Below are 11,434 nucleotides of genomic sequence, written 5' to 3'. Positions count from 1 at the left end.
CGGTCCGAAAGGACCGCCCCGGCGCCGTTTTTCTGCTGTCCCTGCCCGATTATTGCTTTTTCATTTTTATCGAAAAACAATAAAAAATAATTGACAAACAATAACTACACGTGGTACGATACGGAAAAAGGGGGGAATTCTTATGCCGTCCAGCCGTCTCTGGCGTGTTCTGCTGGCGCTGCTGCTTCTGGCGGCCCTGTTCTGCGTTCCCAGTCTGGTGCTGACAGGCAGCGAATGGCTGCCGGAGCTGACAGGCGCGGTGGAGAACTATGTGCCCTTCTGGAAGGGGCTGCTTCGGTTCCTGATTTTCTGTGCCTGGTGCTGGGTGTGGCTCTGGACAGAGGGTTCCGGGCTCCAGATCCTGCTGGCGCTTCTCCTGCAGTTCTGCGGCATCTGGGCCTTGTGCCTGCTGCGTCCCCGTCCGGCCAGCCGGGCCCATTCTCACGCATAAGGAGGAAAGCGACCATGTCCAACAGTACTGTGCAAATACTCGCCCGGGTGCTCCGGGTACTGCTGATCTTCGCCCTACTGCTCAACGTCCTGGCTCTGCTGCTGGTTCCCGCCTCCGTCATGGTCAACGCGGAAAACCTCTTCGGCGGCACCGGCACCTTTCTGCATGACCTGTTCCACCCGGAGGCGGACGATGTGACCGCCGCAGGCGTATCCGCGATTTTTCTCTCCTGGGTCTGGATATGGGGCGAGGGCGCCAACGCCCTAATCGCCCTGTTCCTGGTGATCTGCGGCATCTGTACCGCGCTGATTCTCCTCCAGGGGCTCCGGGTGCTGGGCACCATCCTCCAGGGTGCGCCGTTTTCCACGCAGAATGCCGTCAGCCTCCGACGGGCGGCTGTATGTTCCTTCTGTATCGCGGGAGCGGCACTGCTCCGGACGATCTGGGGGCTGTGGTTTTACCAGTCCCTCCGCCCCCTGGCCACCTACAATGCGCTCTTTGTGCCGGTCTTCACCATGTTCGGCCTGCTGTGCCTGGTGATGTCCGCCCTGTTCCGCCAGGCGACGGAGATGAAAGTGGAAAACGACCTGACCATTTAGGAGGAGGCCCACGCCATGGTTCGTACTGCTGTCCAAAAAATCGCGGATGTGTTGATTTTTCTCTGCGGTTTCCTCATCTTTTGCGACATTCTGCTGCTTCCCCTGACACCGGCCCTGGCCTACTTCCGCTTTCAGAATCCGGCGTCCATGCGCTTCGACCACCTCCTGGCTGTTTTCGCCTACGACTTTGACGACGGGGTGGGAAATTTGCTGGAAATTATTTTGAAAGAGGCCTGGAAGTCCCCGGAGACCGCGGTCCTGGCTCTATTCCTGCTTTTGGCGGGCATCTGCGGCGCAGTGATCCTGGTCCAGGGCATCCGTCTGCTGGCCTCTGTGGCGGACGGCACACCGTTCTCCCCGAAGAACGCCGTCTATCTCCAGCGGGCCGCCGCAGGCTGCTTTGTGATCGCCGCCGGCGCCCTGGGGCGGACCGCCTTCACCCTCTGCCGGGATGGCGCCGCCGCATTGCTGTCCTACACCGCTTTGTTCATCCCCCTCTTCACCATGGCGGGCCTTCTGTGCCTGGTGATGGCCGGGCTGTTTCACCGGGCAGCGGAGATGAAGGCGGAAAACGACCTGACGATTTGAGGTGACGGCATGATTGTAGTCAACCTGGACGTGATGATGGCCAAGCGGAAAATGTCCCTCTCCCAACTATCGGAGAAAGTGGATATCACCCTGGCCAACCTGTCCATTCTGAAAAACAACAAGGCCAAGGCCGTCCGTTTCTCCACGCTGGAGGCCATCTGCGCCGCCCTGGACTGCCAGCCGGGAGACATTCTGGAGTTCGTGCCGGACGAAGAGGCGGAACCATGACCGCCAGGCGCACGGCTCCGCCCCGCCAAAAGCGGGCCTGCATCTGCCGTCCCCGCATTTTCCCTGCTGGCGGCGCAGCTCTTCCCGCCCACGTTCTTCAGCGCCGCCTGGCCGGGAGTGGTATTGGTCCTCCTGCTGGGGTGGATCCCTGTGTCCTTCTGCCCCTGGTATCTCTGGGGATCCGCCTCTGGAGCCGGGCAGATCGCGGAAGATGGGACCCAGTGTACTGCGGGACATCTTCTGCGGATTGTATCCGGCGGCGGTCAGTCTGCCGATCTGCCCCGGAAGGCCGCCGGGGCCGTTGCGGTATCTCATAACGCCGTTTCGGATACTCCTTCTGATGCTGACGCGATAAAGGCTGCGCTTTTGGAATCTTTACTGTTGGAGGTTTCTCGCGATGTTTCAGCTTTCGCTGTTTACCGAGTTCGGCAGGCTGTGCAACCCCTTTGACTATGTTTTGGGGTTTACGTTCCTGCTGATGGCCTTTCACCTGCTCTTCCTGCTCTTCAATCTGCGGGAGCGGCAGCGGGTGAAGCTCTTCTGCCTGGGCAGCGCCTCGCTGGTCCTGCTGCTGCATATCGCGGCGCTGCGGCTCTCGTTCCAGTTCACCAATCTCACCTTTGACGCTGTGGAGACCGGCCCGGCGCCGGGCCTGCTGGCGACGCTGGGCAGCCGTACCTGGCTGTATCCACTCTTCCTCTATCTGCTTCTGCTGCCTCTGGCGTGCGTCCCGCCCAGGCAAGACAGTTCCCCGGACAACTCCAGTTTCCGCAAGGAGGTGGACGCATGATCGATGCCCCGTTCTGCAATGCGGTCAGCCTGCTGACGGGCTTTACCGGCTGGGTGCTGGCGGTGTGGTCCTTTCTCCGTCCTGAGAGGGACCGCTCCGGCTGGAAGCTGGCCGGCGGCGGGATGGCCTGCGCCCTGGCCCTGCTGGCCCAGCTCTTCGCCGTGCGGCTGGAGGCCGCGGCGGGCGATTTGGAGACGGCCCTGGTCCATGCCTCCGGCGCGGCCATCATCGGCCGGATCCTGTTTGTGATAACGCTGATCTTTGAAACCATGGCCGTGGTGAGCCACCACTTTGCCGCCAGAGACCGAACGTAACGTGCATTGACTGTCCCTGCTGTGGAGACAGCCCCAAAAAAGGAGAACCCATTATGAATGAACATGAAAAAGCCCTGCCGGCGGGAGGGCCGGCGAAGCCTACGCAAAGTGCGGTGAAAATTTATGTGATCTCCTCCCGAGAGCGACTGCTTCTGCCGCTGGCCTTCTGCTTCTGTCTTCTGCTGGTGAACACGCTGCTTTGGAGCGGCCCCACCGCGGGACTGACCGCCGCCGTCTGCGTCTGGTACGGCCTGCTGGGGCTCTATCTGGGCCGCCCCCTGCTGAACACCTGGGAGAGCCGCGTTCTGCTGGCGGTGAATCTGGCCTTGGCCGCCACGCTGGCCCTGGGGTCCAACTGGTATTTCCGGGCGTGGAATCTGCTGGCCCTGCTGGCCCTGCTGCCCGTCCACGCCATCGGCCTCTCCGGCGGACAATTTCTGCCCTGGTGGCGTCCCTCCATGCTGTGGGAGCGGCTCTGTTTGCTGCTGTGGGGCCTCTTCGGCCATCTGGGGGCAGCATTGGCCACCGCCTGGCCTCAGAAAAAGGACGGCGCCGCCCGGCGGGTCCTGCCCCTGCTGCTGGGGGCGGCCGGCGCCCTGGCTCTGCTGGCGGTCCTGGTGCCCGTTCTGGCCTCCGCCGACGCGCTGTTCGCCGCCGCCACGGCGGACCTGCGGGCCTTTGTCTCCCTCCACTTCACGGACGCGGTCTGGAAGGCCCTGCTGGCCAGCGTCATGACCCCCTTCCTCTTCGGTCTGCTGTACAGTCTCCGCCGCCCCACACCCCTGAAACGGACCGGAGCCGCAGCCCGCGGCGGGGTAGACGGCCTGGGCTTCGCCATCGTGCTGGCGGCGGTGGCGGCGCTGTACCTGCTGTTCCTGGGCGTCCAATCCGCCGGACTCTTCGGCGGAGCTGAGTACCTGGCCCAAAAGGGCCTTTCCTATGCCGAGTGGGCCCGGAGCGGTTTCTTCCAGATGGTGGGGGTAACGGTGGTGAACCTGACGCTTCTGCTGGCTGCGGTCCAGTGGTCCCGCCGGGAGGGCGGCGCTTGGCGGGCAGTCCGGCTCCTCTCCGCCCTGCTGACAGCGGAGAGCCTGCTCCTGCTCCTCTCTGCCGCCTGGCGGATGACGCTGTATGTGGATGTGTACGGCCTGTCCTTCAAGCGCTGCATGACCTACTGGGGCATGGGGATGATGTCGGCCTTTCTGCTGGCTGCGGCCTGGAAGGTGCGGCGGCCAGACTTCCGGTTCTGTCGGGTGGTGTTTCCCCTGGCCCTGGCGGGGTGGCTGGTCATCAACTGCGTGCCGGTGGACTACCTGGTGGCAAAGGATCAGGTGGACCGCTACCTCTCCGGGGAGAGCGGGGTGCTGGACGCGGAGTACCTGCTCTATGACCTCTCCTATGACACCCTGTCCCAGCTGGAGCGGCTGGACGGAGACATGGTCTGCACAGCGTATGGGGACTGGGACGCCATCGGTACGGCCCGCCTGTCCATCCTATTGGAACAGCGGCGGCAGGAGGCCCGGACAGACTGCGCCGACTGGCGGACCTGGAGCCTCTCGGCCTGGCTGGCCAGCCGGGGCGACGCGTAAGGGGGCCGGGCATGAAGCGCTATCTGCGGCTGGCCGCCTGGTGCCTGGGGCTTGCGCTGGCCGTAACAGCCTGCGGCAGGGCGGGCCGGATCGTCCTCCCGGAGGCGGCGGAGGTCACTGCCATCCGGGTAACGGCAGGAGATGCGGTGACGCTCCACACGGACCGGGACTGGATCGGAGAATTTCTCCAACAAGCGGCAGAGGCCGTCTCCACCGGCATGGAGAGCGTGCAGGACGCGCCGGACCAAACCGGTGCGGTAAAGGTGGAGCTGGGCACCGGCGAGACGCCGGACTGGAGCGTTCTGTACGTCTACGAGGCGGACGGCATCTGCTGTTTGGAGCAGCCCTATACGGGCATCTACCAGGGGGACGAGGCACTCTGGACAGTTCTGGCGGCTGACGCCGCGCCGGAGGGGAGGAATCCATAGTGAACAGGCCGTCGACCGGTTGGATCGTGTGCCTGCTGCTCTGCGGCATGTTGATCGCCGGGGTGTTCTATCTGATCGGCTACAAGGCCGCCTATGACCGGATGGAAAACACCGTGCCGTCCACGGTGGAGGTCTCAGTTGCATGGCAGGGGGTGAGTCCATGTGGAAGCTGATGGGCGGGCTGCTGGCACTGCCGGTCCTGCTGGTTCTGTCGGTCCTGATGATCTTCTGGGGCAGCGGCGATTATGTCAGAACCGTTCAGCTCAACTGGGAGCTGGAGCTCCCCGCCAGCGAGGGCTGTCTGTACAGCAGTGACAACGGCACCAGCCCCCTTGGAGACGGGGAACGGTATCATGTGCTGGCGTACGATGGGGACAGCGGGCTGGAGGAAACCCTGACAGAGGAAGCTACGCCAGTCAGCTCCGCAGAAGTGCCAGTGACCGAAATCCTGGATCTGCTGGCCGTTCCGGCGGACCAGCGGCCCGATTTTTCGGACTGCCGCGGCTTTACGGCGGCGCACCCAACGGATGAACGCAACCGGCTGTACCTGCTGGTGAACAGCGCAGGTACCCGGCTGTATGTGGTGGAGTGCTTTTTTTGAGCAGAAAAACAGCGGCGGCCATGGGTTTCCATGGCCGCCGCTTGGCGGTTTCGCTTATTCCTCATCTCGGCCGTGGCCGCACCAGGGACAGACCGGCTGTGCTGCCGGAAACCATTTTCCGCACCAGGGGCAGGGCTGATCCCGCCGGGTCCCGCACAGGGGGCAAAAGGCATCGTCACGGGGATGCTCCTTGCCGCAGACCGGGCATTTGACCAGCTCCCCCGTACCGGGAACGTAGAAGGCGGCGGTGTCCACGTCTGTTGGTTCCGGCTCCACCGGCACATGTTTTTTCGGCTGAGGGAGAAAGTTGGTGCGGAAAAAGGCCAGTCTTCCACAGGCGGGGCAGCTGTATATATCCACCTCAATCCAGTCGGTGACGGAGGCAAAAAGGCCCGTCAGAGCCAGGCGCCTGCCCGCCTGCCAGAGGTCCATCTGCCCCCCCCCGCACTGGGGGCAACCCACCGGCGTGTTCGGATTCATCTCCCGCACCTCCGCATGCTCACACCCGCAGGCTCTCCGGATAATCTCCCCTGGCATGGAGCTTGCGGAGCTCCTCCGCCACGATCTCCCGGTCCTCATGGTAGGTCATGCCGAACCACTTGTCCGCGGAGTGAAGGACGGACACCTCCAGCGCGCCCTTTTGCAGCTGATCCCCCACCATCACCGGCAGCAGGCACTCGGCCTTGATATTTTCCCCGGCCTCCGTGCGGAGGAAGTTTTCAAAGTACTCCCGCAGGGCGGGGAAGATGCTGGGGGCAAACCCCCAGAAGTTCATGGACACCACCGTCTCCGGGGACAGGTCCGTGTCCTCCGCCAGATCCCGCAGCGTGCCGTCGGGATACAGCTGGATCTTCAGTGCCTCCCGGACGGAGCGGAGCTTTCCGTCCTCCACCGCGCACACGCCGCGGGACACCGTGCCGTGGAGGCTGGCGGTATTCTTCAGCAGATACCCCACCATGGTGGCCTTTCCCGTCTCAGGCAGCTTCACCAGCTCGTCATAGATGGTGCGGTAGGCGTCGATGCCGTAATAGTCGTCGGCATTGATGACGCAGAAGGGCTCGTGCACCACATCCGCCGCGCACAGCAGGGCATGGACCGTGCCGAAGGGCTTGGTCCGCTCCGGCGGAATCCGGTAGAAGTCCGGCACGGAGGTAAAGTCCTGAAAGACATAGGCCACCTCCACCGGCGTGCCGTCCAGTGCGGTCTTCCTCGCCAGATAATCCCCGCACAGGCGGCGCATCATCTCCTCCATCTCCGGCTTGATGATGAACACCACCTTGCTGAACCCCGCCCGGAGGGCGTCGTAGATGGAGTACTCCATCAGGATCTCGTTGTGGGGCCCGATGCCGTCCACCTGCTTGCTGCCGCCGTAGCGGGACCCAAGGCCCGCCGCCATGATGACCAGTGAGACTTTCATTTGCTTCTCTCCTAAAGTTTTTGTGAATTTGCGCCTTGTTGCGCAACCATACGCTGTTCTTTTACCATACCCTATTTGCCGGATTTTTGCAACTGCTCTTGACTTTTTTCCTCTGCGGTCTATAATATGAAAACGATAATCATTTTCAGATTAAAGGAGGCATTGGATGCCATACAGCACCAAACAGCACCAGGCGGTGCTCCGCTGCCTGGAGGCCCGGGGCGAGACCGCCTGCACCGCCGCCGAACTGGCGGAGGACCTGCGTCGGGAGGGCTGCCCGGTGGGCCTGGCCACCATCTACCGCCAGCTGGAAAAGCTGGAGGCCGCTGGGGCGGTCCACAAGGTCAACACCGAGGAGGGCGCCCTGTACCAGTACTGCGGCCGCCAGTCCCAAGGCCACCGGGATTGCTTTCTTCTGAAGTGTGAGCGCTGCGGCCGCATCCGCCATGTGGACTGTACCCACCTGCAGAACCTGTACGACCACCTGGAGCGGGAGCACCACTTCCGCATCGATCCCCGGGGGACGCTGTTTTCCGGGGTGTGCGACGTCTGCGCCGGAGAGGAGGACCACCATGGAGCCCAATGAGCTGATCGTCTGCCGGGACGCGTCCCTGGGGTATGAGGGTCAGAGCGTCCTGGCCCACCTGGATCTCACCATCCGGGCGGGGGACTACCTGTGCATCGTGGGGGACAACGGCTCCGGCAAGTCCACGTTGCTGCGGGGCCTGCTGGGGCTCCTCTCCCCCCAGTCCGGGGAGATTCTCCGGGCGCCGGAACTGCGGCAGGGAGCCGTGGGCTATCTGCCCCAGCAGACCCGGGCCCAGCGGGACTTCCCGGCCACGGTGTATGAAGTGGTCCTCTCGGGCTGCCTGAACCAGAAGGGGCTGCGGTTCTTCTACACCGCCGCCCAGAAGTCCGCGGCATTGATGAACATGGGCAAGCTGGGGATTCTGGAGCTGAAGGACCAGAGCTACCGGGATCTCTCCGGCGGCCAGCAGCAGCGGGTGCTGCTGGCCCGGGCCCTGTGTGCCGCCCGCAGCCTGCTGATCCTGGACGAGCCCATTACCGGCCTGGACCCCGCCGCGGCCCAGGATCTGTACAAGACCCTCTCCTACCTGAACCGGAAGGAGGGCATGGCGGTGGTGATGGTGACCCACGATCTGAGGGCCGCCCTGCGCAGCGCCCGGACGGTGCTGCACATCGGCCGCAGCAGCTACTTTTTAGGCACAGTTAAAGACTATCTGGCCTCCCCCCAGGGGCGGCGGTTTCGGGAGGTGGAGGAATGAGCCTGACCTTGATGCTGACCTATCCCTTTATGCAGCGGGCCCTGATCGCCGGGACGCTGGTAAGCCTCTGCGCCGCGCTGCTGGGAGTCCCCCTGGTACTGAAGCGGTACTCCATGATCGGCGATGGCCTCAGCCACGTCTCCTTCGGCGCCCTGGCCATCGCCGTGGCCCTGGGGTTCACTCCCCTCTACTTCTCCATCCCCGTGGTGATCCTCGCGGCGTTCTTCCTGCTGCGGCTGGCCACCAATCCCCGCTGGAACAGCGACGCGGCCATTGCCGTCATGAGTGCGTCGGCCCTGGCCGTCGGCATCATCGTCATCTCCCGCACCAGCGGCATGACCACGGATGTGGACAACTACATGTTCGGCAGCGTCCTGGCCATGACGTGGGCGGATGTGGCCCTGTCTGCGGTACTGTCCCTTGCGGTGCTGGCCCTGTTCGTGCTGTTCTACCACAAGCTCTTCGCCGTGACGTTCGATGAGAGCTTCTCCCAGGCCACGGGGCTGCGGGTGGACTGGTACAACACCCTGCTGGCCATTCTCACCGCCCTGACCATCGTGCTGGGGATGCGGATGATGGGTGCCATGCTGATCTCCTCCCTGGTGATCTTCCCGGCGCTGACGGCCATGCGGCTGTTCAAGAGCTTCCGGGGCGTGGTGGTATGTGCCGCCGTTACGTCGGTGTGCTGCTTCTGCGCGGGACTCATGGCCTCCTGGACGCTGTCCACGCCGGTGGGAGCCTCTGTGGTGGCGGCAAATCTCGCGCTGTTTCTGCTCTCCTGTGCTGCCGGCTGGCTGCGCAGGCGCTGAAAACCGCCGGATCTGCGGCTGTGCCGTATATCCGGCGGATTTTTTTATACAATATTAGAAAAGAATCTGGCAGAAAAGGCTTGCGCTTTTCCAGTATCTGTGCTATGATGCGTATGTTAGAAGAGTAAGGTATGTGGAGTGGGCTGCGGGGTCCGCTCTTTTTCTTGACCTTTTTCGGTCAGGCAAACTCTGCTTAAACTTCCAAAAGAAGGGAGTCCTCCCATGAAAAAGATCACTGAACTGACCGCGGAACTGGCCGCCCCCGCTATCGCGGAACAGGGCTGCACCCTCTGGGACGTGGAGTACGTCAAGGAGGCCGGCACCTGGTATCTGCGCATTCTGCTGGACAAAGAGGGCGGCGTGGACATTCTGGATTGTGAGGAGATCTCCCGGAAGGTCAGCGACCTGCTGGACGAGGCCGACCCCATCGAGGGCAGCTACACCCTGGAGGTGGGCTCCGCCGGTGCCGAGCGGGCGCTGAAGCGGCCCTCCGATTTTCAGCAGTTTCTGGGCAGCCCCGTGCTGGTGAAGCTGTACCGGGCCCGGGAGGGCCGGAAGGAGTTTGCCGGCTATCTGAAGGGCTATGACGAGGCCACCGGCGATGTCACCGTCACCGTGGGCAGCCAGGATCTGGTCTTCCCCAAGAAGGAGACTGCCCTTATCCGCCTGCGGGTGGAATTTTAACCAATCACCGTCCCGACAAGACGTATTTTATCAACAAGGAGAATCAGCAACATGAAAGGCAAAAAGCAGAAGGAGCCCGTAGGCTTCAATCCCGCGGAAATCTTCGCGGCACTGGCTCTGCTGGAGAAGGAGCGGGGCATCCCCCAGTCCTTCATGATGGAGAAGATTGTCCAGGCCCTCACCACCGCCTACAAGCGGGACCACGCGGATGTGGAGAACGTCATCGTGGATGTGGACGAGGCACACCAGAACCTGAAGATGTTCGTCCAGAAAAACGTGGTGGAGGAAGAGGACTACGTGGACCCCGCCAACGAGATGCCCATTGAGGAGGCCAAGAGGCTCTCCGCCAAGTACGAGGTGGGCGACATCGTGAACATCCCTGTGGACACGGTGGAGTTCGGCCGCATCGCAGCAGGCAACGGCAAGCAGGTCATCATCCAGGGCCTGCGGGAGGCCGAGCGGGGCCAGGTGTATGATGAGTTCAACTCCAAGCAGCATGAGATCCTCACCGGCGTGGTCACCCGTGTGGATCCCCGCAACGGCAATGTGTCCCTGCGGATCGGCACCGGCACCGACTCTACCGAGGCGCTGCTGATGGCCGGTGAGCAGGTCCCCGGCGAGGATCTGACCGAAGGCATGCATGTGAAGGTCTATGTGGTGGAGGTTCGCCGGTCCACCCGCGGGCCCCAGGTGCTGATCTCCCGGACCCATCCGGGCCTGGTGAAGCGCCTGTTCGAACTGGAGGTCCCCGAGATTTATGACGGCACCGTGGAGGTGAAATCCATCGCCCGTGAAGCCGGCAGCCGCACCAAGATGGCCGTGTGGTCCAACGACGAGAACGTGGACCCCATCGGCGCCTGCGTGGGCCCCAAGGGCCAGCGTGTGGGCAGCATTGTGGAGGAGCTGCGGGGCGAGAAGATCGACATCGTCAAGTACAGCGAAGACCCGGCCCAGTTTATCGCCGCCGCCCTGGCGCCTGCCGACGTGGTGGATGTGTGGATGGCGGACGAGGGCAAGGCCTGCCGCGTCATCGTGCCGGATGACCAGTTGTCCCTGGCCATTGGCAAGGAGGGACAGAACGCCCGCCTGGCGGCCCGCCTCACCGGCTACAAAATCGACATCAAGCCGGAGAGCTATCACGACGAGGAAGAGCCCCCTGCCGGGGGCGCCCCGGAGGCCGCGGACACGGCGGACGCGTCCGCTGTGGAGCCCGTGGACGCGGAGTAAGATCAGTTTATCAGAAAGGCGGCCTATGAGATGCCGAAAGTGAAGAAGATTCCCCAGCGGCAGTGCGTGGGCTGCCGGGAAATGAAGGATAAGAAGGCCTTGCTGCGGGTGGTCAAGGCTCCGGACGGCACCGTGTCCCTGGACTTCGGCGGCAAGAAGCCCGGGCGGGGCGCCTATGTGTGCCACGACGTGGCCTGCCTGCAGAAGGCCCGGAAAACCCGGGCCCTGGAACGGGCCTTTGACACCGCCATCCCGCCGGAGGTCTACGACGCCATGGAGGCAGAACTGCGAGGTGCGGATGGACCGGCTTAACATTCTGTCCCTGCTGGGCCTCAGCCTGCGGGGCGGCCGGTTGGCCGTGGGCGAGGAGCCGGTAGAGGCCGTGGCCCGCGCCCGGGACGCCCGGGTGCTGCTGCTGGCCGC

At 63.4% G+C, this 11,434-nt stretch carries 18 protein-coding genes; 16 read left to right on the top strand and 2 right to left on the bottom strand.

Features of this window, described 5'->3' with window-relative positions:
• Positions 1 to 142: 142 nt before the first annotated feature.
• From HMPREF1546_RS02400 to HMPREF1546_RS02360, 10 genes are all read left to right on the top strand, one after another.
• Positions 143 to 451 carry a hypothetical protein gene (locus tag HMPREF1546_RS02400; RefSeq protein WP_021747927.1) on the top strand — a complete coding sequence of 103 codons (309 nt, stop codon included), beginning with the start codon at positions 143 to 145 and terminating at the stop codon, positions 449 to 451.
• A 14-nt stretch (positions 452 to 465) separates the two neighbouring features.
• Positions 466 to 1,050, top strand: coding sequence for a DUF2975 domain-containing protein (locus HMPREF1546_RS02395; protein ID WP_021747928.1), 585 nt, complete (start codon positions 466 to 468; stop codon positions 1,048 to 1,050).
• A 15-nt stretch (positions 1,051 to 1,065) separates the two neighbouring features.
• Positions 1,066 to 1,638 (top strand): DUF2975 domain-containing protein, encoded by a 573-nt coding sequence (locus HMPREF1546_RS02390; RefSeq protein WP_021747929.1) that lies wholly within the window; start codon positions 1,066 to 1,068, stop codon positions 1,636 to 1,638.
• A 9-nt stretch (positions 1,639 to 1,647) separates the two neighbouring features.
• Positions 1,648 to 1,866: a helix-turn-helix transcriptional regulator gene (locus HMPREF1546_RS02385; protein WP_021747930.1), complete on the top strand. Its 219-nt coding sequence runs from the start codon at positions 1,648 to 1,650 to the stop codon at positions 1,864 to 1,866.
• Between the two features lie 397 nt (positions 1,867 to 2,263).
• Complete coding sequence (locus HMPREF1546_RS02380) at positions 2,264 to 2,656, top strand: hypothetical protein (protein WP_021747931.1); 393 nt, start codon at positions 2,264 to 2,266, stop codon at positions 2,654 to 2,656.
• Positions 2,653 to 2,970 (top strand): hypothetical protein, encoded by a 318-nt coding sequence (locus HMPREF1546_RS02375; RefSeq protein ID WP_021747932.1) that lies wholly within the window; start codon positions 2,653 to 2,655, stop codon positions 2,968 to 2,970. The genes HMPREF1546_RS02380 and HMPREF1546_RS02375 overlap by 4 nt, the downstream gene beginning before the upstream one ends.
• A 53-nt stretch (positions 2,971 to 3,023) precedes the next feature.
• Entirely contained in the window at positions 3,024 to 4,559 is a 1,536-nt protein-coding gene (locus HMPREF1546_RS02370) for a DUF4173 domain-containing protein (RefSeq protein WP_021747933.1), read from the top strand.
• Positions 4,560 to 4,570: 11 nt separating this feature from the next.
• Entirely contained in the window at positions 4,571 to 4,987 is a 417-nt protein-coding gene (locus HMPREF1546_RS02365; protein WP_021747934.1) for a DUF5301 domain-containing protein, read from the top strand.
• Positions 4,987 to 5,160 (top strand): hypothetical protein, encoded by a 174-nt coding sequence (locus HMPREF1546_RS18630; protein ID WP_021747935.1) that lies wholly within the window; start codon positions 4,987 to 4,989, stop codon positions 5,158 to 5,160. Before HMPREF1546_RS02365 ends, HMPREF1546_RS18630 begins: the two co-directional genes overlap by 1 nt.
• Positions 5,148 to 5,588 carry a hypothetical protein gene (locus HMPREF1546_RS02360; protein WP_036629600.1) on the top strand — a complete coding sequence of 147 codons (441 nt, stop codon included), beginning with the start codon at positions 5,148 to 5,150 and terminating at the stop codon, positions 5,586 to 5,588. The genes HMPREF1546_RS18630 and HMPREF1546_RS02360 overlap by 13 nt, the downstream gene beginning before the upstream one ends.
• Positions 5,589 to 5,642: 54 nt before the next feature.
• Here the strand turns inward: HMPREF1546_RS02360 and HMPREF1546_RS02355 are convergent, their stop codons facing one another.
• Positions 5,643 to 6,068 (bottom strand): zinc ribbon domain-containing protein, encoded by a 426-nt coding sequence (locus tag HMPREF1546_RS02355; RefSeq protein ID WP_021751645.1) that lies wholly within the window; start codon positions 6,066 to 6,068, stop codon positions 5,643 to 5,645.
• Positions 6,069 to 6,087: 19 nt separating this feature from the next.
• Entirely contained in the window at positions 6,088 to 7,005 is a 918-nt protein-coding gene (locus tag HMPREF1546_RS02350; protein WP_021747938.1) for a sugar phosphate nucleotidyltransferase, read from the bottom strand.
• Positions 7,006 to 7,171: 166 nt separating this feature from the next.
• On the opposite strand from HMPREF1546_RS02350, the gene HMPREF1546_RS02345 reads away from it, so the two are divergent.
• The 6 genes from HMPREF1546_RS02345 (at position 7,172) to HMPREF1546_RS02320 (ending at position 11,323) form a co-directional block, all read left to right on the top strand.
• The gene (locus HMPREF1546_RS02345) at positions 7,172 to 7,591 is read left to right on the top strand and encodes a Fur family transcriptional regulator (protein ID WP_021747939.1); all 420 of its coding nucleotides are present in this window, start codon (positions 7,172 to 7,174) and stop codon (positions 7,589 to 7,591) included.
• Entirely contained in the window at positions 7,578 to 8,291 is a 714-nt protein-coding gene (locus HMPREF1546_RS02340; RefSeq protein ID WP_021747940.1) for a metal ABC transporter ATP-binding protein, read from the top strand. Before HMPREF1546_RS02345 ends, HMPREF1546_RS02340 begins: the two co-directional genes overlap by 14 nt.
• Positions 8,288 to 9,100, top strand: coding sequence for a metal ABC transporter permease (locus HMPREF1546_RS02335; RefSeq protein WP_021747941.1), 813 nt, complete (start codon positions 8,288 to 8,290; stop codon positions 9,098 to 9,100). The genes HMPREF1546_RS02340 and HMPREF1546_RS02335 overlap by 4 nt, the downstream gene beginning before the upstream one ends.
• A 222-nt stretch (positions 9,101 to 9,322) precedes the next feature.
• Positions 9,323 to 9,784 carry a ribosome maturation factor RimP gene (gene rimP, locus HMPREF1546_RS02330; RefSeq protein WP_021747942.1) on the top strand — a complete coding sequence of 154 codons (462 nt, stop codon included), beginning with the start codon at positions 9,323 to 9,325 and terminating at the stop codon, positions 9,782 to 9,784.
• A gap of 51 nt (positions 9,785 to 9,835) precedes the next feature.
• On the top strand, positions 9,836 to 11,011 hold the full coding sequence (gene nusA, locus HMPREF1546_RS02325; protein ID WP_021747943.1) for a transcription termination factor NusA: 1,176 nt from the start codon (positions 9,836 to 9,838) through the stop codon (positions 11,009 to 11,011).
• 30 nt (positions 11,012 to 11,041) lie between these two features.
• Entirely contained in the window at positions 11,042 to 11,323 is a 282-nt protein-coding gene (locus HMPREF1546_RS02320) for a YlxR family protein (protein ID WP_021747944.1), read from the top strand.
• The last annotated feature ends 111 nt before the right edge of the window (positions 11,324 to 11,434 follow it).

It is taken from the genome of Oscillibacter sp. KLE 1745 (genome assembly GCF_000469445.2).
GTDB classification, from domain to species: domain Bacteria; phylum Bacillota; class Clostridia; order Oscillospirales; family Oscillospiraceae; genus Oscillibacter; species Oscillibacter welbionis.
Note: the sequence above shows the minus strand (reverse complement) of the source record. Positions and strands in the feature narration are given on the sequence as shown.